Genomic DNA, 22210 nt, shown 5'->3' on the forward strand with positions numbered 1-22210 from the left:
CGTTTTCGATGAGTGTGTCAGTACGGCTAATCTCGGGCTCGATCGCCAATGGGGCGTTCATTGCCGCCAATATCCTGATCCAGGCGATCAGCGTGCCGATCATGCTCGGCTGGTGGTCGGCGCAGCAATTCGGGCTCTGGATCCTGCTGCAGACGCTCCATTCCCTGTCTGTCGTGTTCGACCTCGGCCATCAGAACTACCTCGGTTACGAGTTCCAACGCCTCGCCACCAGGGATGCCGTAAGGCGCGACTTCGCCTCGTCCATTCCCATCGCCCTTCTCCTTGGAAGCACACTCCTGTGCTTCTGGACGGCTGTCCCGACCTTCGGACTGGCCGACACGGTGTTCGGAGATTTCGTTCCTGCGGAACTGGTGGACGAGCTTACGGCCTCGATGATCGTCTATGCGCTCACCTGGCTCGTCACCAGCTCCGTGGGCGGCATTCTCGGGCGGGCGCTCGTCCCCTTCGGCTATTACGCGAGGATGGCGTGGTGGCGGTTTGCCTTGCTGATCGCCGTCAACCTCGCGGCCCTCGCGGCAGTCCTTTCCGGCGGTAACGTCCTCGACGCCGTGATCCTCTCGTCGTTCGCCAATGTGGCCGTCAACATCGCCATTCATCTCGATTGTTTTCGTCTTTGGCGGCGCGAAGAAATCGGCTTTGCCGTGCCGGATCTGCGCAGGAGCTGGTCGAACCTCGTGCGGAGCCTGATCGTATCGCTCCGCGAACTGCTCGCCATCGGAAACCAGCAGGGCATCCGGCTGCTGATCGCACCGCTCGCCAGCGTTGGCCTTCTCGGTGCGTTTACCGCGACCCGGACGCTGTCGAATATCGCGACGCAGGGTATCAATGCCCTGGCAGGCCCGGTCGAACCCGAGCTTCTGCGTTATCTGAGGGACCGGGAGAGTGGGCCGGCGGAAACCGCGGTCACTCTGAGCTGGATTTTCGTGCTGGTCGTCATCGGCCCCTCCTGCATTCTGCTCCAGTGGGCGGCGCCCGGCCTTTTCCTCTGGTGGACCCGTGGCCACTTCCACCTGGACCCGCTGCTGTTCGGCTCGCTCTGCGCCTGCATCATCGTCTACGGTTTCGCCCAGCCGCTGGTTTCGATCGTCCGGGGAACCAATACCCTGCTGCCGCAGGTCGCCGCGAGCGGCATGTCTCTGCTGGTCACGGTGATCGGGTGTTATCTGACGTTGACCTCATGGGGGCTGCCCGGCGCCGGCTTCTCGCTTCTGACGGCCGAAATCACCAGCGTCCTGATCTATGCCGTGGCCGCCGGCTCCGTGCTCCGAAAGCTGCGGTTGAGCCCACCAATCCATGCCTTCGCCGCATCCGTTTGCGGCTGCATCTCGGCTATCGTCGGACTGTTCGCCTTGGCGGTCTGGCCTCGATCGGTCGGCTGGACATCCATTCCGGCTGTGATGGGCTCGCTGCTGGCGGCGTGGATGGCCTATCGGTCCTTGCCAGCCAAAATGCGGACCACTCTCTCGCATCATTTTCCAAATCTCACCCGGAAGCGTGCCGCTCTCGCGGGAGACAAGCCATGATGGGGACCGGAGGTCTGGCGGACGGCGATGCGGTATTCGGCAGGCGTTCGGTACAACGGCAACCTCGCGGCAATTCCCGCTGCGTCACCCAAGCCCGCTGGGGCGTGGCGATTGCGGTCCTGCTCTGTACGGCAAGCCAGTTGGCCATATCGCCTGATACGGCCAACATGTTCTGTGCCGTTTCAGTCGGACTGATCGGCATCCTGGTGTTTTCCTACTGCACCAAGCCGAGACGGATCGAACGATGCCCGATCTCGACGCTGATGGTGCTCGGCTTTCAGGTCCATTCGAGCCTGGCCGCCCTGATCGTCCAGACATTCGCCTGGAAACCGCTTACCTTCAACCTCGAAGTACCGGTAACGACGTTTTCCGTCCTGGCACTTCTGCAGGTATGGGCGGTGGCGTTGCACTGGTTCTATACGCAGTCGCGGGCCATGCAGGCGATCACCGCCACGATCCGCCAAAAAATCTCCACGCCGCTCGGCCTCTATCTCGCTCCGACAAACCGGCAGTTATGGTGGATGGGGCTGCTCGGATCGTTCGCCTCCTGGTATACGCATGCCGACCGCTGGGGCGAGGACAATTTCGGCGATATCGCCTTCAAGCTGCTCGCCGGCCTGTCGCACTTCTCGGTCGCCCCCTTCCTGATCCCGGTTGCGGGCTACCTCATCGACCCGCCGGACCGGAAACGCTCGGTCAACTGGCTGGCGCTGACCGCCTATTGCGCCCTGGCGCTCTATATCGCGCTGGCGCGCAACAGCCGCGGCGTTTTCGCGGTCGCTGTCCTGATCGTGCTGATCTGCCTCTTCGTTGCGACAGTGATCGGGCGCTTCATCCTGACGAGGCGGCGTATGATCTGGCTAGCGGTCGCCGTCCTGCTCAGCCCCATCCCGGCCGGCATCCTCTCGGATCTCGCGACCGCCATGGTCATTGCCCGTGACGAACGCTCCGACATCCCGTCGCAAGATCTCGTCCTCTCGACAATTGCCACGTATTTCGACGAGGAGGCGCTGCTGTCCCGGCGAGAGATGGAGCGGATATTGACCGGCGGCAGCTATAACGAAATCTACATCGACAACCCGCTTCTGGCGCGCTTCGTGTCCACAAAATACATCGATCGGAACGTCGCGCTCGGACTTGCGCTGTCGCAGACCGGCGAGGGGCTGGCGCGGGAGAACGCCATCAATCAGCTGTTGTTGCTGCTTCCGACGCCGGTTCTCAATCTTTTCGCGCCCGAACTCGACAAATCCAGCAACGCCTTCTCATCCGGCGACTATTACAATTTTCTCGTCACCGGCGACGAGCTGGGAGGGTACCGCACCGGCTCGTCGATCGCCGATGGCTTCGTGGTTTTAGGCGCGTTTTATGTGGTCGTATTCGCCATCTTCGCCTTTGCGAATTTCACTATCGGCGACGCGCTCACGATCCGGATGCAGGGCGGACACGTGCTGTTTTCGGCTCTGGCCTGCATCTGCATCGTCCGCTTCTTCATGAACGGCCTCATGGATGAATCCGTCGCGGTCCAGGCCGGCAACCTGGTCCGGGCGCTGCCGCAGATCGTGCTGCTCTACGTTCTGATGTTCTGGCTGACGAGGGGCGTGAAGCTGCTATGAGGCTCCTCTATGTCGGCGCGGAATCGGGGACCAGCCTGCAGCGGGCAGCGGCGTTCGGGCGTATCGGCTTCGATGTTGTGCATCTGTCGCCCTATGCCCACCTGCCGCCCCCTTGGGCGTCGTGGCTGAACAGGACCGGCGGCCCCGGCATCGACCGCCTCGTGGCAAACGGGCTCGGTCGGCGGATCGGCGGCCAGCGCCTCGATTTTGCCCTGGTCGATTGTGGCGACGTGGTCGGACCAGCCGCCCTGGACGTCATCCGCAAGACGGCACCGATCATCGTCAACTACAACGCCGACAATCCCTATCTGGACCCGTCTCCGGAGCGCCTCCGCTGGAGTATCCTTCACCGCGCCCTCCCGTACTACGATCTGGTCGTCACCGTGCGCCGTGACGGCATCGAGGCGATGATGGCGAGGAGGGGTGCAAGACGGATCGACACGATCTGGCAGTGTGCGGACGAGGTCGTGCACCGCCCTCTCTCTCCGACGCTGGAGGAGAAAAGCGGCCGGTCGTCAAATGTCGTCTTTGTCGGCACCTGGATGCCCGGCCGCGGCGCCGTCATGGCGCGTCTGATCGAAAAGGGCGTGCCGCTGATGATCCACGGCCCGCGCTGGAACAGGGCACCGGAATATCGGCTGCTCCGCCGGTTTATCGGATCCGGTTATCTTGAAGGCGCCGACTACACACGAGAAGTCGCCGGCGCGAAGATCGCCCTGGTTCTGCTGAACGGCCAAAATGCCGACCTGCACACGACGCGATCCGCCGAAATCCCCGCCATCGGCACCGCCATGTGCGCTCCCCGCACTCCGCATCATCAACGGCTTTACAAAGAGGGTGAGGAAGCCGTCTTCTTCGACGGAGCGGATGACTGCGCAGAGGCTTGCAAACGGCTTCTGGCCGATGACAGCAGGCGCCAAACGATCGCCGATGCCGGGCACCGGCGGACGTTCGCGAACGGGACCTACAACGAGGTCCTAGCCCGCCGGATCGCCGAGCAGGTCGCCGAGATAAAGCAAGGCGGCGCGCGATGAGGAAGGTGGAGGCCCACAATCGCGGCATTCTGTTCCTGGCCCTGGACACCTATGGCCGGGTAGGCGGAATCCAGCGCTTCAATCGAAGAGTTGTCGCTGCCCTGGCGGAGATTTCCGGCGACCGAGGCTGGAGGCGGCCGGTCATGCACATCATGCGCGATGTCGACGCCGACATCCCCGAAGTCGCGTCGGCCGCAATCCGCGCCTTCGGCTCTCGGCGCCTGGACTTCATCGTTCGCTCCGCTGCCGCTTCCCGTAACTGCAGCATCCTGTTTCTCGGGCATATCAACCTCCTGCCTGTCGGGCTCATCTGCAAGCTGGCCGCTCCGAGAATCAAGCTCGTGCTTTTCGTCCACGGCGACGAGGTCTGGGACGACCCTGCCTATCGCCGCATGCGCTTCTATGAACCGCTTATGGCGAGAGCGCTCAATCGCATTGCCTCCGTCAGCGCCTTCACTGCAAACAGGATGCGGAAGGCGTTCGCGCTTCCCGCCGAGACGTTCAGGCTCTTTCCGAACGCAGTTGACCGCATCGACCGGCAGCCCGGAAAGAGCGTTCGCAACATTCTGACGGTCGCTCGGCTGGACCGGCATGACCGCGGCAAGAATATCGACGCCCTGATCAAGGCGGTGGCTCTGCTCAAGCACCGGAATGTGAAATGCGTTCTCCAGGTCGTCGGAGAGGGGCCTCTCAAGCGGGAACTGGCGTCGCTGGCCCGTGAGCTTGCGGTCGAAGACAGGGTCGAATTCCTTGGCCGTGTCTCGGATGCGGGGCTGGCCGGGATTTATGCCCAAGCCTCTCTCTTCGCGATGCCCTCGTCCAAGGAAGGATTTGGCATCGTCTTTCTCGAAGCCTGGCTGCACGGCCTGCCGGTGATCTGCGGCACCGAGGATGCCGCGGCGGAGATCGTTCGCGAGGGTATCGACGGGTTTGCCGTGAACCCGCGAGATATCGAAACGCTTGCCCGGAAAATGGCGATGCTCCTCGCCCAACCAGGCATGGCAGCGGCAATGGGAGAGGCGGGGGCCGAAAAAGTTCGCTCCGGCTATCTCATGGAGCACTTCAAAGGAAATCTCGAAAAGATCATCGCGGAGCTGCCATGAGAATCCTCAATATCATCGCCAGCGCCGATCCCGAAACCGGAGGCCCGATCGAGGCGCTGCGGCTGACCGGACTGCAAATGGCGCGTCTGGGCCATGCGGTGGAAGTCGTTACGCTGGACAAGCCCTCGACGCCCTATGCGGGAGAGTTTCCCTTTCCCGTTCATGCCTGCGGGCGATGGACCCCGAGGTATTGTTATACGCCGGAATTGGCTCGCTGGATCGCCGCGAACGCTCATCGTTTCGATGCCGCAGTCGTCCACGGGCTGTGGAACCATGCTTCCGTCGGCGGATGGTCGGCCTTGCGGCGGGCGGACCTGCCTTATGTCGTCTTCGCCCACGGCATGATGGATCCATGGTTCCGCGAAACCCATCCGTTCAAGCACATTGCCAAGCAGGCGTTCTGGCTTGCCTGGCAGGGCAGGGTTCTCCGGGATGCGGCGGCGGTGCTCTTTACCTGCGAAGAAGAGAGGTGCCGGGCGCGCGGCGTTTTTCGGGGGCATGGTTACCCGGAGCGTGTCGTCGCCTTCGGCACGGCCGATCCGCCAGCCGGGGCGGAGAGCCAGCTTGCCGCATTTCACCGGCTTTTGCCGGAATTGAAGGACAAACGGTTCCTGCTGTTCCTCGGCCGTTTCCATGCAAAGAAGGGCTGCGATCTTCTTATTGAAGCCTTCGCGAAGATCGCCGCGATCGAGCCTGATCTCGACTTGGTGATGGCGGGGCCGGATCAATCCGGGCTGAAGTCGAAACTGCTGGCGCAAGCCGCAAAGGCGGGCATGACCGATCGCATTCATTGGCCGGGCATGGTCGCAGGTGATGCCAAGTGGGGTGCCTTGCGGGCCGCCGAGGCCCTTGTCCTGCCGTCGCATCAGGAGAACTTCGGCATCGTCGTCGCGGAAGCCATGGCCTGCGCAACGCCGGTCCTGCTGACCGACAAGGTCAATATCTGGCGCGACGTGAAGGCGAGCGGAGGCGGTCTCGTCGGGGCCGATACATCGCAGGGCATCGAAAGCCTGCTCCGGTCATGGCTCGCTCTCTCCGACGACGGTAAAAGCGCCATGCGCGCCCATGCCCGCGCGGGCTTCGAACGGCATTTCCGCATCGAGACGGCGGCGCGCGATCTCATCGCCATCCTGCACTCCATCTCCGCACGAGGCCTTCATGAAGCCGCTTGACGCGAAGACGTACAGTCCGCGGGCGGGAGCCCCGAGCTTCTCGCTGAGACATCGGTTGTTCCGGCTCGCATGGAACCTCGTCTGGAGCCTTTTCGGCCGCTGGACGCCGGTGCCGCTGTTTGCATGGCGCCGGTTCCTGCTGCGCCGTTTCGGAGCCCGGATCGACCGCACGGCGCGGATCTATCCCGGCGTCGATGTCTGGTATCCGCCGAACCTTGCCATGGCCGCGTATTCCTGTCTCGGAAGGGGTGTGAACTGTTACTGCATGGATGGCGTCGAACTTGGCATCCACGCGACAGTCTCCCAGGGCGCCCATCTGTGCACCGGCACGCATGATGTCGACGGTGCCGATTTCCAGCTGGTTACGAGACCCATCGTCGTCGGTGCGAATGCCTGGATCGCGGCGGAAGCGTTTGTCGGGCCGGGCGTTGCCGTGGGGGAGGGCGCCGTGCTCGGCGCCCGCGCCGTCACGTTCCGCAACCTCGATCCCTGGACGATCTACGCAGGCAATCCCGCCCGGAAACTGCGGCGGCGCTTCGAGCAGGACTGGCCCGGCATCTTTCCGGCGCGATTGAACTCCTGATTGGGACACCTCGTCGAATGGCCAGCCTCGCCGTCCTCATCCTCACCTATAACGAAGAGCTCCATATCGCTCGCGCGCTGAAAAGCGTCGCACCCTTCGCGTCCGAGGTCTTCGTCATCGATTGTTTTTCGACCGACGGCACGGTCGGGATTGCCCGGTCGCTCGGCGCAACCGTGCTCAGCAACCCTTGGATCAACTATTCCAGGCAGTTCCAGTGGGGGCTCGATAATGCACCGATCACCGCCGACTGGATCATGAGGCTCGATGCGGATGAGGTGATCGAACCTGAACTGGCGGTCGAGATCGCCAAGAAGCTCCCCTCTCTCGCTGCCGATGTCGCGGGGGTGAACCTGAAGAGAAAGCACATTTTTCTGGGGCGCTGGATTCGCCATGGCGGGCGTTATCCACTTATCCTCACCCGCATCTGGCGGCGGGGGCAGGGACATGTCGAGGACCGCTGGATGGACGAGCACATCGTCGTGAAGGGACGTACGGTGCTTTTCGATGCGCCGTTTTCGGATCACAATCTCAACGATCTCAGCTTCTTCACGGGCAAGCATAACGCCTATGCAACCCTTGAGGCCGTTGACGTGCTCGGCCGACGCCATGGCCTGTTTTTGAAACAACCTGCCGGTTCGCAAGCCGTCTCCTCACGTCAGGCCTCCATTAAACGGCGCATCAAAGAGCAGATCTATAACCGGCTCCCGTTTCAGGTCGCTGCGCTCTGCTATTTCCTATTCCGCTATGTCGGCCAGTTGGGCTTCCTCGATGGCCGCGAAGGGCTGATCTACCATGTCCTGCAAGGTTACTGGTACCGTTTCCTCGTCGGCGCGAAGGTCATCGAATTCGACCGGTCGCTCCACGCGCTGACAACGCCGGAGGAAAGGCGCGCGGCGCTGGCGCGATTGACGGGGCTGCCGCTCTGAAGCGACAGCCCGTGAAGCGCAGCGGTTCAGGCAACCCCTGCGCTCGGGAAGGCGGCCCAGAAAAGCGTCGAGCCCGCTCCTTCGGCGGCGACCACCAGCAGGCTTTCGCCGGCATTCAACGTATAGCCGGTCTTGCCCGAGATCTTGTTGAAGAGCTGTGCGCCGCTGGTATTGACCGCCAGATCTGCCGATCCGGCGTTGACGATATGAAACGGCAATCCTACCAGCGACGACGCATCCGACGAATTCGTGATCGCGGGCAGCGTGCAGAGGAGCGTCGATGAGCCGTCGAAAGTGACGAGGCCGGCATCCAGTGGATGGAGCACGGTGTTTGCGGTCTTGAGCGTCGACTTCATGCCCATTCCGAAGCGGGGATAGATGAAGCTGTTGCCGCCCCTGACTTCCAGGTCACCCTGGTTCTCCCAAGCGTCGCCACGAATGTTGAACGCCGCCAATCCGCCGCGGGTCTGGTCTGTCCACATGCCCGACAACAGTGCTTGACGGCCAATCCCCCGTGCGCCGTGAAACTGGCTGGTCGCCGAAGCCGTATCGAAATCCGTCACCGTGGTGTTGCTGCTGTAGAACCGGCTGAAGCCCACGCGGCGCCCCACAATATCGGCATTCTTGTCCCCGGGCACTTCGGAAATGTTGAGATCGCAGCCCTGCGCGTTCTCCACGTAAATTCCCGCACCGGAGCCGCCTTCCGCATCGACGCCGAGAAAGCGTGAGTTGGAGACGAATGCGCCTCCATTGCGGGCGGCCAGTTCGAAACAGGGCATGCCCCAGGACGAGAGCGTCAGCGAGCCGTTGCCGGACGCGATCATGGCCGTGGAGGTGAAGGCGTTGCCGATCTGTATCGTATTGCCGCTCACCGACTTGACGATATAGATCCGCCCGGCGGTGACCCCGTAATTGCTGCTCGTGAACGCGACCGGCATGCGCGCGCGGAACTTGCCGCCGTCGGGAACGGCTATATTCGCCGAACCGTTCGAGAAGGTCGCACTGGCCAGAAGTTCGGTTCTGTTGAAGGCGTTGTTCTGCAGGCGGTCGGCATACATCTCGTTCAGACGGGCGCCGTCCCCGCCGGCTTCGAATACGATACCCCGGCAGAGCCGATTGTCTCGTCCATCGGCGGGAATGATGTTGAAGAGCGAATCGAAGCGGCTGTTTCCGGGCATCAGCGTCGAGCCCGGCAGCAACGACGCGTAATACTGGCCGTTCCCGCAGAGATGCGTCCAGACCCGGGAAACGTCCGTGTGCATGAAATTGGCAAGGAATATGCCCCAGTCGCTGCAGTCGCAGATGAACAGATCGCGGACGGCGGAAAACTGCAGGCCGATATGGTTCACCGCGCCGATGCTGATGGCGCGTGTGAAGCCGGTAAAGCCGATATGCTCGCATCGCCAGCCGGTAATGCAATCGGCGGTGATCGTTCCAGACGGCGAGCCAAGGTCTGCGTCATTGGCGGCAAAAGCCGGAAACGAGCCGTCGCCGGCAAGCACGGTGCCGCCGACGAAATCCCACCCGCTGTCCGGGAGGGTGTCGTTGAGATAGTCGAGCACCGGCTGCACCCCCCGGTAACCGATGCCGGAGGCGACCGGGAGCGGTTCCGTGAGCGTGATCACCGCATCCGGCAGCAGGATAGTGCCGCCCCCCGCCGCGACCGCTGCCGCATGGACGGCCCGGATCGCCGCTTCGGTGGCATTGGAGGGGATGTAGAGTTTCGGTATTTGGCGCGATGGCATCGTGTCAGTCCTCCAGGCCGATGAATCGGCTGATCGTGAGTTGATTGTTTTCCGCGTCGGCAAGCGTGTTGCCTTCGGCATCCGTCAGGACGAGCCCGTCCTCCTCGGGCGGCTCGCCGCTGCTGATGGGAAAAGTGCCGGCGCCTGTCAGGGAAAGTCCGAGATCCAGCATCATCCCCTCCCGCCGCGAACGTGCGCCGTCCGGCGCCAGAAGAGCCGAGCGCATCCGGCGCCCGCTGCGTGGATGCTGTGTCTGAGGTGATGTTTTCCCATTCCTGTCTCCTCGGGTTCCAAGCCGCACCAAACGGTTTTCCGTAGGCGGGCGTTTCAGAACCTGATTTTAGGAACGGGTTGAGGAGCGGGGACGAAGTGGCGGTAAAGATTCACAGAATGGCTGCTGCCGTGAGGAAGGGCGTATCGACCAAATGCTTGATATGTCTCACGGACCCGGAGGTTATGAGGCGGCCGGAATGGAGCGAGCTGTCGCGCTCACGGCGGAAGTTCTTCCCCGCGATAGCCAAAAGAATTGAATGAGATTGCGCGCGCTCGACCGAACGCGAGACGCAGTGATTTGATCTCCCGGAAGAGAGAAAACTCGGATCAGAAGCAGGAAAGAGAGTGGGAATGGTGGGCGATGAGAGACTCGAACTCCCGACATCCTCGGTGTAAACGAGGCGCTCTACCAACTGAGCTAATCGCCCGTTCGCGATTGCGGAGCCTCAGGGCCCGCCGCGTCGGTGGCCGTGATCTATGCGGATCGCGGAAAAACCGCAAGGGCCTTCATGATGTTTTTTTGAAAATTTTGGGGAAGAGCCGACTGGACCGACGCGTTCATGGGGCAGGGGAGGGTAAAGCGACGGGACGTCATCCTTTTGTCTTGAAACGCGCTTGACACCCGATCCCGAACCTCTTAGTTAGCCGCTCAACCGAGCGATCGAGGTCGCCCGGTGAGGAGGTTTCGGCCTCAAGAGAAATGCGCGGGTGTAGCTCAGTTGGTTAGAGTGCCGGCCTGTCACGCCGGAGGTCGCGGGTTCGAGCCCCGTCACTCGCGCCATTCTCTTCTCGAACAATCCGCTTTTTGCGCTTTTCGCGTAAAGGGCGTGCCGACAGTCGGCAATATGCGCGGGTGTAGCTCAGTCGGTTAGAGTGCCGGCCTGTCACGCCGGAGGTCGCGGGTTCGAGCCCCGTCACTCGCGCCATTTACCACACGGAAAAGCGTATTCACTGAAAATGATCCGGCTTTGATCGGCCTTCCTGCTCGCCGTCTTTGGTTGTCGCTGTGATACAGCCGCCGCTAATCGTTTGAGATGCTCTATTTTGGCACAGGATGCGACATTCAAAACGCTTGCGCCGGGGCTTCGGCTGCGCTAACCACGGCTTGTTGCAATGCACGTTCGCTTTGCCTGTGCATTGATATTAGGCGTCGTCTCCCGACGCTTCAGGCAAGCTGGGATCGAATACAATGAGTGAACTCCTCACTTCCTATATCCCGATCGCGATTTTCATCGGCATTTCCCTGGTGATCGGCATCGCGCTTCTGGTTGCGCCGTTCGCCGTCGCCTACAAGGCGCCCGATTCGGAAAAGCTTTCGGCCTACGAATGTGGCTTCAACGCCTTCGACGATGCGCGCATGAAGTTCGACATCCGATTCTACCTCGTCTCGATCCTCTTCATCATCTTCGATCTCGAAGTCGCCTTCCTTTTCCCGTGGGCCGTGTCCTTCGGTGAGATTGGCTGGTTCGGATTCTGGTCGATGATGGTATTCCTCGCCGTTCTGACGATCGGTTTCATCTATGAATGGAAGAAAGGAGCGCTGGAATGGGAGTAGTCGACACCGGCAGCACTCTCGTTGCGCCGCAACCCAAGGGCATTATCGATCCGAATACCGGCAAGCCCATCGGCAGCGACGACGCGTTCTTCGGCGAGATCAACAATGAGCTCGCCGACAAGGGTTTTCTCGTCACCTCGACCGACGAGTTGATCACCTGGGCCCGCACCGGGTCCTTGATGTGGATGACCTTCGGCCTTGCCTGCTGCGCGGTCGAGATGATGCAGCTCTCGATGCCGCGCTACGACGTCGAGCGTTTCGGTTTTGCCCCGCGTGCCTCGCCGCGCCAGTCGGACGTGATGATCGTCGCCGGCACGCTGACCAACAAGATGGCGCCGGCGCTTCGCAAGGTCTATGACCAGATGCCGGAGCCGCGTTACGTCATCTCCATGGGCTCCTGCGCCAATGGCGGCGGTTATTACCACTATTCCTATTCGGTGGTGCGCGGCTGCGACCGCGTCGTGCCGATCGACATCTATGTTCCGGGCTGTCCCCCCACGGCAGAGGCGCTGCTCTACGGCGTGCTTCTGCTGCAGAAGAAGATCCGGCGGACCGGCACGATCGAGCGCTGAGGGCCACAGGCCAAGGGTAATTGGACAAGATCATGAGTGAAGCCCTGAACGAGCTTTCGACCTACATTCGCGAAGCGCGCCCGTCCCTCGTGGCGGATGCGCAGATCGCCTATGGCGAGCTGACGTTGACTGCGACGGCGGAAACCTTGCTGCCGCTGCTCACCTTCCTGCGCGACGATGTGCAGTGCGGGTTCATCAGCTTCATCGATATCTGCGGCGTGGACTATCCGGCGCGCGAAAAGCGTTTCGACGTCGTCTATCATCTCCTGTCGCCCCGCCAGAACCAGCGCATCCGCATCAAGGTCGCGACCGCCGAGGACGAGCCCGTTCCGTCGGCCTGCCCGGTCTATCCCGGCGCCGACTGGTTCGAACGCGAAGCCTGGGACATGTACGGCATCCTCTTCACCGGTCACCCGGACCTGCGCCGCATCCTGACGGATTACGGTTTCGAGGGCCACCCGCTGCGCAAGGATTTCCCGACCACTGGTTTCGTCGAGGTTCGCTATGACGACAACGCCAAGCGCGTCGTCTACGAACCCGTCGAGCTGCGCCAGGAATTCCGCAGTTTCGATTTCTTGAGCCCGTGGGAAGGCACCGACTACGTGCTGCCCGGGGATGAAAAGGCGAAAGCTTAAGGATCGGCGCAGCCGCGCCGTCCGTCCGCACTTCTTTCCCGCCCGGTGCGTCACTCCGCCCGGCATGGAGTAAGCAGAATGACCGAACATAACGTCCGCAATTTCAATATCAATTTCGGACCGCAGCATCCGGCGGCGCATGGCGTGTTGCGCCTTGTGCTGGAGCTTGACGGTGAAATCGTCGAGCGCGTCGATCCGCATATCGGCCTGCTTCACCGCGGCACCGAGAAGCTGATCGAGACCAAGACCTATCTGCAGGCGGTTCCCTATTTCGACCGCCTCGATTACGTCGCGCCGATGAACCAGGAACATGCTTTCGCGCTTGCCGTCGAAAAGCTCCTGGATATCCAGATCCCGATCCGCGGCCAGCTGATCCGCGTGCTCTATTCGGAAATCGGCCGCATCCTCTCGCATCTCTTGAACGTCACCACGCAGGCTATGGACGTCGGCGCGCTGACGCCGCCGCTCTGGGGTTTCGAAGAGCGCGAAAAGCTGATGGTGTTCTACGAGCGCGCCTCCGGTTCTCGCATGCACGCGGCCTATTTCCGTCCGGGCGGCGTCCATCAGGATCTGCCGCCGGAACTGGTCGAGGATATCGGCAAGTGGTGCGACCAATTCCCGGCCAAGCTCGACGACATCGACGAACTGCTGACCGGCAACCGCATCTTCAAGCAGCGCAACGTCGATATCGGCGTCGTCAAGCTCGAAGACGCCTGGGCCTGGGGTTTTTCGGGCGTCATGGTGCGTGGTTCGGGCGCTGCCTGGGACCTGCGCCGCGCGCAGCCCTACGAGTGCTATTCGGACATGGAATTCGATATTCCGATCGGCAAGAACGGCGACTGCTACGACCGTTACCTGATCCGCATGATCGAGATGCGCGAATCGGTGAAGATCATGAAGCAGTGCGTCAACCGCCTGCTCGGCGACGCCAGGACCGGCCCGTTCTCGTCAACGGACGGCAAGGTCGTGCCGCCGAAGCGCGGCGAGATGAAGCGGTCGATGGAAGCGCTGATCCATCACTTCAAGCTCTATACCGAAGGGTATCACGTGCCGGCCGGCGAGGTTTATGCGGCCGTCGAAGCCCCCAAGGGCGAGTTCGGCGTCTTCCTGGTCGCCGATGGCACCAACAAGCCTTATCGCTGCAAGATCCGCGCGCCGGGTTACGCCCATCTCCAGGCGATGGATTTCATCTGTCGGGGACACCAGCTGGCCGACGTTTCGGCGGTGCTGGGCTCGCTCGACATCGTCTTTGGCGAGGTGGACCGCTAATGATCCGCGCCGTCGTTTTCATGGGCCTTCTGTCTGCTGCTCCGGCTGCGTTCGCGCAGCAGGCCCAGACGGATGGCCCGATTACGACGCAAAGCGGCGGATCGAAGTCGATGAAGGATCTCCTGTCCGACGGATACGAGATCAAAACCTCCGTTCCCAGTGGAACAAAGTTCATAGTGTTCATGCAGAAAGACAAGTCTGCCTATGCCTGCGAATTCGTGTCGCTCACGAGATCGCGGTGTGGATCCATAAACTGATAAGGCGTGGAAAAGAATGTCCGTTCGTCGATTAGCCGAAGACCAGGTGCAGCCGGCAATTTTCGCCTTCAATGACGAGAATTCCGTCTGGGCCGAGGCAACGATCAGGAAATATCCGGCAGGCCGGCAGCAATCGGCTGTCATCCCACTTCTGATGCGTGCGCAGGAACAGGATGGCTGGGTGACCCGCGCGGCGATCGAGTTCGTCGCGGGCAAGCTCGACATGCCCTATATCCGCGTCCTCGAAGTCGCGACTTTCTATACCCAGTTCCAGTTGAAGCCGGTCGGCACCCGCGCCCATATCCAGGTCTGCGGCACCACGCCCTGCATGCTGCGCGGCGCAGAAGACCTGATGAAGGTCTGTCAGCACAAGATCCATCACGATCCGTTCGCGCTGAACGCCGACGGCACGCTGTCGTGGGAAGAGGTCGAGTGTCAGGGCGCCTGCGTCAACGCGCCGATGGTCATCATCTTCAAGGATGCCTATGAGGATCTGACGCCCGAGCGCCTCGAAGAGATCATCGATGCTTTTGAAGCCGGCAGGGGCCATGAGATCAAGCCCGGCCCGCAGATCGACCGCATCTTCTCGGCCCCCGAAGGTGGCCCGCAGACGCTGAACGACGAGATCAAGCCGGTTCGCACCAATCTCGACCCGCATCCGAGCGCCGAAGAGGTCGCTGCCGCTGCAAGCGTTCCTCCGGCCGATGCCGCCCGTCCGAAGGACACGGCGGCTGAAACCAATCCGTCGCTGAAGACGCCGGCAACGGCGCCGGCGGCTTCCGCCGAGAATGCCAAGGCTGCGGAAAAGCAGCCGCTCCCGGCGACCGCCAAGAGCAAACCGGCTCCGAAGACGCCCGGCAGTGCCGCGGAAGGCGCCCCGCCGGAACCCGGCGCGGTCTCCGGCGACTTGAAGCCGAAGCGCACGCGGCGCAAGACCACGACTGAAGGTGAGTCGTGACATTTGAGAATTTGTGTGCGGCCTTTGAAAAAGGCTGCAATATATCGACTGACAACCGGCTTAATCGCGACGGACTTGTGGAATAGATCATGTTGAAAGATCAGGATCGCATCTTTACCAATATCTACGGCCTCAAGGACAAGTCCCTGAAAGGCGCGATGAGCCGCGGCCATTGGGACGGCACCAAGGAAATCCTTGAGAAGGGCCGGGACTGGATCATCAACGAGATGAAGGCGTCCGGCCTTCGCGGTCGTGGCGGCGCAGGCTTCCCGACCGGTCTCAAGTGGTCTTTCATGCCGAAGGAATCGGACGGCCGTCCGCATTACCTCGTGGTCAATGCCGACGAATCTGAGCCCGGCACCTGCAAGGACCGCGATATCATGCGCCACGATCCGCATACGCTGATCGAAGGCTGCGTGATCGCCGGTTTCGCCATGGGCGCCCATACCGCCTATATCTACGTGCGCGGCGAATACATGCGCGAACGCGAAGCGCTGCAAGCGGCGATCGACGAATGTTATGATTTCGGCCTGCTCGGCGGCAACAACAAGCTCGGCTGGGATTTCGACATCTACGTTCACCACGGCGCCGGCGCCTATATCTGCGGCGAAGAGACCGCGTTGCTCGAAAGCCTCGAAGGCAAGAAGGGCCAGCCGCGCCTGAAGCCTCCGTTCCCGGCGAACATGGGCCTCTACGGCTGCCCGACCACGGTCAACAACGTCGAATCGATCGCGGTCGCCCCGACCATCCTGCGTCGTGGCGCCGGCTGGTTCTCGTCCATGGGCCGTCCGAACAATGTCGGCACCAAGCTGTTCATGCTCTCCGGTCACGTCAACAAGCCGTGCACCGTCGAAGAAGTGATGGGCATCACCTTCCGCGAACTGGTCGACAAGCATGCCGGCGGCATCCGCGGCGGCTGGGATAATCTGCTGGCGGTCATTCCGGGCGGCGCATCCTGCCCGATCGTTCCGGCCAAGGACATCATGGATTGCCAGATGGATTTCGACGGCCTGCGCGCCGTCGGCTCGTCCTTCGGCACGGCAGGCGCCATCGTCATGGACAAGTCCACCGACGTCATCAAGGCGATCGCCCGCATCTCGGCCTTCTTTAAGCACGAGAGCTGCGGCCAGTGCACGCCGTGCCGCGAAGGCACGGGCTGGATGTGGCGCGTGCTTGAGCGCATGGTGAAGGGCAATGCCCAGAAGCGCGAAATCGACATGCTGTTCCAGGTGACCAAGCAGATCGAAGGTCACACCATCTGCGCGCTCGGCGATGCGGCGGCCTGGCCTGTCCAGGGCCTGATCCGGCATTTCCGTCCGGAGATTGAAGCGCGTATCGACCAGTATACCCGAAACGCGACGGCGCACGGCGCCGTCCTGGAAGCTGCGGAGTAGTCAAGTGACAAAGCCGGGCCAGGAGCATGAAGGGAAGGCGGCGGATCGTCCGGCGTTCGATCCAGCACGTTTGCCCGATTTTTCGGACGCGATGAAGCTCAATCCGCTGATGGCGAACATGGCTGCCGCAACCGCGATCAGCTTCGGTATCGCCAGCCAGATGGCCGGTGCCTTCTTCGGTGCGCTGCAGGGCGCGATCGAAACAGGCAATCGCCAGAAGGCTGCCGGCGAGGCTCCGCTTGCCGAGGCTCCGTTTGAAGCGCCCAGGGCTGCGGAAACACCGGCTCCAGTACAGGCACCGGTCGTTGCGGCTGCAGCCGCAAAGCCCGCGCCAATCGCTGAAAAGCCGGCCGCACCGGCTCGCAAGGCGGTTGCCCCGGCGCCCAGGGCTGCTGCACCGGCGCCGAAGGCCGAACCGGTCACGAAGCCGGCTGCCAAGGCCAAGGTTGCGACGGCAAAGGCCGCCGCTCCGAAGGCTCCTGCGAAGCCGGTAGTCGCGGCGAAGACGGTAAAGGCGCCCAAAGCGAAGGTAGCGACGGCGCCTGCCGGCGGCGATCTGAAGCAGATTTCGGGCGTCGGTCCGAAACTGGTGGAAGTGCTGAACGGTTTGGGTGTGACGAACCTCGCGCAGGTCGCAGCCTGGAGCGAAGCCGATATTGCCCGCTTCGACAAGGAATTGGGGCTCGACGGACGCATTAGCCGCGACGATTGGGTCGGCCAGGCGAAAGCCCTGTTGAAATAAAAGAATATGTCCCCGAGTCGCCTGACCCCCAGGAGACCCAAAGGATGGAACCAAGGACGTAAGTGAGACGATGGTTAAGCTGAAGGTTGACGGCAAAGAGGTCGAAGTTCCGGATCATTTCACGCTGCTTCAGGCATGCGAGGAAGCCGGCGCCGAGGTACCGCGCTTTTGTTTCCACGAACGTCTTTCGGTTGCCGGCAATTGCCGCATGTGCCTGATCGAGGTGAAGGGCGGCCCGCCGAAGCCGGCAGCCTCCTGCGCCATGGGCGTGCGCGATATCCGCGGCGGCCCGAACGGCGAGCTGCCGGAAGTCTTCACCAACACGCCGATGGTCAAGAAGGCCCGTGAAGGCGTGATGGAATTCCTGCTGATCAACCATCCGCTGGATTGCCCGATCTGCGACCAGGGCGGCGAATGCGACCTGCAGGATCAGGCCATGGCCTTCGGCATCGACAGTTCCCGCTACACGGAAAACAAGCGCGCCGTCGAAGACAAGTATATCGGACCGCTGGTCAAGACCGTGATGAACCGCTGCATCCACTGCACGCGCTGCGTCCGCTTCACCACCGAAGTCGGCGGCATTTCCGAGCTTGGCCTGATCGGCCGCGGCGAGGATGCCGAGATCACCACCTATCTCGAAAGCGCCATGACCTCGGAACTGCAGGGCAATGTCATCGACCTTTGCCCGGTCGGTGCGCTGACCTCGCGTCCCTTCGCCTTCACCGCCCGTCCGTGGGAACTCAACAAGACCGAATCGATCGACGTCATGGACGCCGTCGGCTCGGCGATCCGCGTCGATACCCGCGGCCGCGAAGTGATGCGCATCATGCCGCGCGTCAACGAGCAGGTGAACGAGGAGTGGATTTCCGACAAGACCCGCTTCATCTGGGACGGCCTGAAGACCCAGCGCCTCGACCGCCCGTACGTGCGCAAAAACGGCCGCCTTCAGGCAGCCTCCTGGGGCGAAGCCTTCGGCGCCATCAGGGCAGCCGTTTCCGGCACCTCTGCCGCAAAGATCGGCGCGATCGCCGGCGATCTGGCTTCGGTCGAAGAAATGTATGCTCTGAAGGAGCTGATCCGCTCGCTCGGGTCGGAAAACCTCGACTGTCGCCAGGACGGGACGGCGCTTGATCCGTCGCTCGGCCGCGCAAGCTACCTCTTCAACCCCACCATCGAGGGCATCGAACAGGCCGGCGCCCTGCTTCTGATCGGCGCCAATCCGCGCCTCGAGGCAGCCGTCCTCAACGCCCGCATCCGCAAGCGCTTCCGCCGCGGCAATTTCCCGATCGGCGTGATCGGCGAAGTCAGCGAGCTGCGTTATGTCTACGATTATCTCGGTGCCGGCGCTGAAACGCTCTCCGATCTCGCTTCCGGTGCGAACGGTTTTGCCGACAAGCTCCGCGCTGCCAAGAACCCGATGATCATCGTAGGGCAGGGGGCTCTCTCCCCTCCGGACGGTGCGGCTATTCTCGCAGCCGCTGCCCAGCTTGCCGGTTCGGTCGGCGCGCTGACCGAAGAGTGGAACGGCTTTGCCGTTCTCCACACCGCCGCCGCCCGCGTCGGCGGCCTCGATCTCGGCTTCGTGCCGGGTGCGAACGGCGCCAATGCCGCTGCCCAGCTTGCCGGCATGGACGTTCTCTTCCTGCTCGGCGCCGATGAACTGGACTTCTCGAAGAAGGGCGCCAAGTTCACCGTCTATATCGGCAGCCATGGCGATGCCGGCGCGCACAATGCCGACGTCATCCTGCCAGGTGCGGCCTATACCGAAAAATCGGGCACCTGGGTCAATACCGAAGGCCGCGTCCAGATGGGCAACCGCGCCGGCTTCGCGCCGGGCGAGGCTCGCGAAGACTGGGCAATCCTGCGCGCGCTCTCCGACGTACTCGGCAAGAAACTGTCCTTCGATTCGCTGGGCGCCCTGCGTGCAAAACTCTATGCGGACTATCCGCATTTCGCCGCCATCGACGAGATCGCGGCAGGTTCGGTGAACGAAATTGCCGCACTCGGCCAAAAAGCTGCTGCTATGACGAAGTCCGGGTTTGCGTCGCCGATCAAAGACTTCTATTTGACGAACCCGATCGCTCGCGCGTCTGCCGTCATGGCTGAATGCTCGGCATTGGCCCGCAACAATTTCCAGGCTGCGGCGGAGTAATTTTGAACATGGACTCGTTCTTTTCCATCTACGTCTGGCCGGGCATCGTCATGGTCGCGCAGTCGCTGCTGCTGCTGGTCTGCCTGCTCGTCTTCATCGCCTATGTCCTGCTCGCCGACCGCAAGATCTGGGCAGCCGTGCAGCTGCGCCGCGGCCCGAACGTCGTCGGCCCCTTCGGCCTGTTCCAGTCCTTCGCCGACCTTTTGAAGTTCGTCTTCAAGGAGCCGATCATTCCCGCCGGCGCCAACAAGGCCGTCTTCCTGCTCGCACCGCTGGTTGCCGTGCTTCTGGCTCTGTCGACTTGGGCCGTTGTGCCGCTCGCGGACGGATGGGTGATCGCCAACATCAATGTCGGCATCCTCTATATCTTTGCGATCTCCTCGCTCGAAGTCTACGGCATCATCATGGGTGGCTGGGCTTCGAACTCGAAATACCCGTTCCTCGGCGCGCTCCGCTCGGCGGCGCAGATGGTCTCCTACGAAGTCTCCATCGGCTTCGTCATCGTCACCGTTCTGCTCTGCGTCGGCTCGCTGAACCTGACCGACATCGTCAATGCCCAGCATGACGGCCTCGGCACGATGATGGGCCTGCCGGCCTCGTTCCTGGACTGGCACTGGCTGGCGCTGTTCCCGATGTTCGTGGTGTTCTTCATCTCGGCGCTGGCTGAAACCAACCGCCCGCCCTTCGATCTTCCCGAAGCGGAATCGGAACTGGTCGCCGGCTTCATGGTCGAATACGGCTCCTCGCCATACATGATGTTCATGCTCGGCGAATACGCGGCCGTCTGCCTGATGTGCGCGCTGACGACCATCCTGTTCCTCGGGGGCTGGCTGCCGCCGGTCGATATCTGGATCCTCAACTGGGTGCCGGGCATCGTCTGGTTCATGCTGAAGTCGATGCTCGTCTTCTTCATGTTCGCCATGGTCAAGGCCTTCGTACCGCGCTACCGCTACGACCAGCTCATGCGCCTCGGCTGGAAGATCTTCCTGCCGCTGTCGCTCGCCATGGTCGTCATCACCGCATTCGTGCTGAAGCTGATGGGATGGGCATGACCATGACCGTCCACGCTTCCGGCATCATTGGAGAATAATATGGCAAGTCTCGGCCAGGCCGTGAATTCGCTGTTCCTGAAGGAGTTCGTCGGGGCGTTCTTCCTGTCGATGCGCTACTTCTTCAAGCAGAAGGCGACGATCAACTATCCGTTCGAGAAGGGCCCAGTCTCCCCGCGCTTCCGCGGCGAGCATGCGCTGCGCCGTTATCCGAACGGCGAGGAACGCTGCATCGCCTGCAAGCTCTGCGAGGCGATCTGTCCTGCCCAGGCGATCACCATCGAGGCAGGTCCTCGCCGCAATGACGGCACCCGCCGCACGGTGCGTTACGACATCGACATGGTGAAGTGCATCTATTGCGGTTTCTGCCAGGAAGCCTGCCCGGTCGATGCGATCGTCGAAGGCCCGAATTTCGAATTCTCGACCGAGACGCGCGAAGAACTCTATTTCGACAAGGCGCGTCTCTTGGAAAACGGCGACCGCTGGGAGCGCGAAATCGCTCGCAACATCGCAATCGATTCGCCCTACCGCTGAGGCGGGGTGATTTATCCGGCGCCGCCCCCATTCAGCGGGCAGCGCGCCGGTGACATCTGGATGAAATGCCCGGCGCATATCACAAGGCCGGGTTTCGACGGGTAGGGGCAATCGCCCCGATCCCGGTGAGGGACGAAAAGGCACCACGATGGGTCTGCAGGCAATCTTCTTCTATCTCTTCGCGTTCATCGCGGTGGCGTCGGCGTTCATGGTCATTTCGGCCAAGAACCCGGTGCACTCGGTATTGTTCCTCATCCTGGTGTTCTTCAACGCCGCCGGTCTCTTCCTGCTGACGGGCGCCGAGTTCCTGGCGATGATCCTGCTGGTCGTCTATATCGGCGCGGTGGCGGTTCTCTTCCTCTTCGTCGTCATGATGCTCGATATCGACTTTGCGGAACTGCGCTCGGGCGTGCTGCAATATGCCCCGATCGGCATATTGGTCGGCCTTATCGTGGCTGCGGAACTGGTGGTCGTCGTCGGCGGCAGCGTGCTGACCCCGGGAGCGGCGAAGGCGATCACCATGCCGATCCCGAACCCGGCGAGCCGCACCAATACGGCCGCCCTCGGCGACGTGCTCTATACGAATTATGTCTACTTCTTCCAGATCGCCGGCCTGGTGCTTCTGGTGGCGATGATCGGCGCGATCGTGCTGACGCTGCGCCACCGCACCAACATCAAGCGGCAGGATATTTCCAGGCAGGTTGCCCGCACGCCCGCGACCGCCGTCGAGGTGGTCAAGGTCAAGCCGGGCCAGGGCGTCTGAGGCGGGAACAAGGAACAGAAAAATGGAAATCGGTCTTTCCCATTATCTCACGGTCAGCGCCATCCTCTTTACGCTCGGCGTTTTCGGCATCTTCCTGAACCGCAAGAACGTCATCATCATCCTGATGTCGGTGGAGCTCATCCTGCTCTCGGTCAACCTCAACATGGTGGCCTTCTCCTCCTTCCTGAACGACATCGTCGGCCAGGTCTTCGCATTGTTCATTCTGACCGTCGCGGCCGCCGAAGCGGCGATCGGTCTTGCAATTCTCGTCGTCTTCTACCGCAACCGCGGTTCGATCGCCGTCGAAGACGTCAATATGATGAAGGGCTGATCGGGT

22 protein-coding genes and 3 tRNA genes are annotated in these 22210 nt (G+C 62.0%); 22 read left to right on the forward strand and 3 right to left on the reverse strand.

The features are described 5' to 3' along the window. Positions 1-8 precede the first annotated feature (8 nt). Genes J2857_RS18295 through J2857_RS18325 form a run of 7 tightly spaced genes read left to right on the forward strand, consistent with a single transcriptional unit; the run spans position 9 to position 7975 of the window. Positions 9-1544 (forward strand): lipopolysaccharide biosynthesis protein, encoded by a 1536-nt coding sequence (locus J2857_RS18295; RefSeq protein WP_210011492.1) that lies wholly within the window; start codon positions 9-11, stop codon positions 1542-1544. After that, positions 1541-3157, forward strand: coding sequence for a hypothetical protein (locus tag J2857_RS18300; RefSeq protein WP_210011493.1), 1617 nt, complete (start codon positions 1541-1543; stop codon positions 3155-3157). The genes J2857_RS18295 and J2857_RS18300 overlap by 4 nt, the downstream gene beginning before the upstream one ends. Beyond that, a complete protein-coding gene (locus tag J2857_RS18305; RefSeq protein WP_210011494.1) occupies positions 3154-4191 on the forward strand; it encodes a CgeB family protein in 1038 nt (345 codons plus the stop codon). Before J2857_RS18300 ends, J2857_RS18305 begins: the two co-directional genes overlap by 4 nt. Continuing rightward, positions 4188-5294 carry a glycosyltransferase family 4 protein gene (locus tag J2857_RS18310; RefSeq protein ID WP_210011495.1) on the forward strand — a complete coding sequence of 369 codons (1107 nt, stop codon included), beginning with the start codon at positions 4188-4190 and terminating at the stop codon, positions 5292-5294. The genes J2857_RS18305 and J2857_RS18310 overlap by 4 nt, the downstream gene beginning before the upstream one ends. Further along, positions 5291-6466, forward strand: coding sequence for a glycosyltransferase (locus J2857_RS18315; RefSeq protein ID WP_210011496.1), 1176 nt, complete (start codon positions 5291-5293; stop codon positions 6464-6466). Before J2857_RS18310 ends, J2857_RS18315 begins: the two co-directional genes overlap by 4 nt. Beyond that, positions 6453-7049 carry a putative colanic acid biosynthesis acetyltransferase gene (locus J2857_RS18320; RefSeq protein WP_210011497.1) on the forward strand — a complete coding sequence of 199 codons (597 nt, stop codon included), beginning with the start codon at positions 6453-6455 and terminating at the stop codon, positions 7047-7049. The genes J2857_RS18315 and J2857_RS18320 overlap by 14 nt, the downstream gene beginning before the upstream one ends. Positions 7050-7066: 17 nt before the next feature. Further along, positions 7067-7975 (forward strand): glycosyltransferase family 2 protein, encoded by a 909-nt coding sequence (locus J2857_RS18325; protein WP_210011498.1) that lies wholly within the window; start codon positions 7067-7069, stop codon positions 7973-7975. Between the two features lie 26 nt (positions 7976-8001). Here the strand turns inward: J2857_RS18325 and J2857_RS18330 are convergent, their stop codons facing one another. From J2857_RS18330 to J2857_RS18340, 3 genes are all read right to left on the reverse strand, one after another. Further along, positions 8002-9720, reverse strand: coding sequence for a hypothetical protein (locus J2857_RS18330; RefSeq protein ID WP_210011499.1), 1719 nt, complete (start codon positions 9718-9720; stop codon positions 8002-8004). A 4-nt stretch (positions 9721-9724) separates the two neighbouring features. After that, positions 9725-9895, reverse strand: a complete 171-nt coding sequence (locus tag J2857_RS18335) for a hypothetical protein (protein ID WP_210011500.1) — start codon at positions 9893-9895, stop codon at positions 9725-9727. Positions 9896-10345: 450 nt separating this feature from the next. Next, a tRNA-Val gene (locus J2857_RS18340) sits at positions 10346-10421 on the reverse strand. A gap of 276 nt (positions 10422-10697) precedes the next feature. On the opposite strand from J2857_RS18340, the gene J2857_RS18345 reads away from it, so the two are divergent. From J2857_RS18345 to nuoK, 15 genes are all read left to right on the forward strand, one after another. Then, positions 10698-10774 (forward strand) — tRNA-Asp (locus J2857_RS18345). A 68-nt stretch (positions 10775-10842) separates the two neighbouring features. Then, positions 10843-10919: transfer RNA gene (locus tag J2857_RS18350), tRNA-Asp, on the forward strand. A gap of 263 nt (positions 10920-11182) precedes the next feature. Next, positions 11183-11548, forward strand: coding sequence for an NADH-quinone oxidoreductase subunit A (locus J2857_RS18355; RefSeq protein ID WP_210011501.1), 366 nt, complete (start codon positions 11183-11185; stop codon positions 11546-11548). Then, complete coding sequence (locus tag J2857_RS18360; protein ID WP_210011502.1) at positions 11539-12120, forward strand: NuoB/complex I 20 kDa subunit family protein; 582 nt, start codon at positions 11539-11541, stop codon at positions 12118-12120. The genes J2857_RS18355 and J2857_RS18360 overlap by 10 nt, the downstream gene beginning before the upstream one ends. Before the next feature lie 32 nt (positions 12121-12152). After that, positions 12153-12755, forward strand: coding sequence for an NADH-quinone oxidoreductase subunit C (locus J2857_RS18365; RefSeq protein WP_210011503.1), 603 nt, complete (start codon positions 12153-12155; stop codon positions 12753-12755). A gap of 78 nt (positions 12756-12833) precedes the next feature. After that, entirely contained in the window at positions 12834-14024 is a 1191-nt protein-coding gene (locus J2857_RS18370; protein WP_037080532.1) for an NADH-quinone oxidoreductase subunit D, read from the forward strand. After that, positions 14024-14281, forward strand: coding sequence for a hypothetical protein (locus tag J2857_RS18375; RefSeq protein ID WP_210011504.1), 258 nt, complete (start codon positions 14024-14026; stop codon positions 14279-14281). Before J2857_RS18370 ends, J2857_RS18375 begins: the two co-directional genes overlap by 1 nt. 16 nt (positions 14282-14297) lie before the next feature. Continuing rightward, positions 14298-15239 carry an NADH-quinone oxidoreductase subunit NuoE gene (gene nuoE / locus J2857_RS18380; RefSeq protein ID WP_245363416.1) on the forward strand — a complete coding sequence of 314 codons (942 nt, stop codon included), beginning with the start codon at positions 14298-14300 and terminating at the stop codon, positions 15237-15239. An 89-nt stretch (positions 15240-15328) separates the two neighbouring features. Next, complete coding sequence (gene nuoF, locus J2857_RS18385; protein WP_113131581.1) at positions 15329-16633, forward strand: NADH-quinone oxidoreductase subunit NuoF; 1305 nt, start codon at positions 15329-15331, stop codon at positions 16631-16633. 4 nt (positions 16634-16637) lie between these two features. Then, positions 16638-17375, forward strand: coding sequence for a 5' DNA nuclease (locus J2857_RS18390; protein WP_210011505.1), 738 nt, complete (start codon positions 16638-16640; stop codon positions 17373-17375). A gap of 70 nt (positions 17376-17445) precedes the next feature. After that, on the forward strand, positions 17446-19527 hold the full coding sequence (gene nuoG / locus J2857_RS18395) for an NADH-quinone oxidoreductase subunit NuoG (RefSeq protein WP_210011506.1): 2082 nt from the start codon (positions 17446-17448) through the stop codon (positions 19525-19527). A gap of 8 nt (positions 19528-19535) precedes the next feature. After that, positions 19536-20579, forward strand: coding sequence for an NADH-quinone oxidoreductase subunit NuoH (gene nuoH / locus J2857_RS18400; RefSeq protein ID WP_037081100.1), 1044 nt, complete (start codon positions 19536-19538; stop codon positions 20577-20579). A gap of 39 nt (positions 20580-20618) precedes the next feature. Continuing rightward, positions 20619-21110, forward strand: coding sequence for an NADH-quinone oxidoreductase subunit NuoI (nuoI, locus tag J2857_RS18405; RefSeq protein WP_113131579.1), 492 nt, complete (start codon positions 20619-20621; stop codon positions 21108-21110). Positions 21111-21258: 148 nt separating this feature from the next. After that, on the forward strand, positions 21259-21873 hold the full coding sequence (locus J2857_RS18410) for an NADH-quinone oxidoreductase subunit J (protein WP_210011507.1): 615 nt from the start codon (positions 21259-21261) through the stop codon (positions 21871-21873). 22 nt (positions 21874-21895) lie between these two features. Further along, the gene (gene nuoK, locus J2857_RS18415; RefSeq protein ID WP_007772674.1) at positions 21896-22204 is read left to right on the forward strand and encodes an NADH-quinone oxidoreductase subunit NuoK; all 309 of its coding nucleotides are present in this window, start codon (positions 21896-21898) and stop codon (positions 22202-22204) included. The last annotated feature ends 6 nt before the right edge of the window (positions 22205-22210 follow it).

Source organism: Neorhizobium galegae (assembly GCF_017877055.1).
Taxonomy (GTDB): Bacteria; Pseudomonadota; Alphaproteobacteria; order Rhizobiales; family Rhizobiaceae; genus Neorhizobium; species Neorhizobium galegae_D.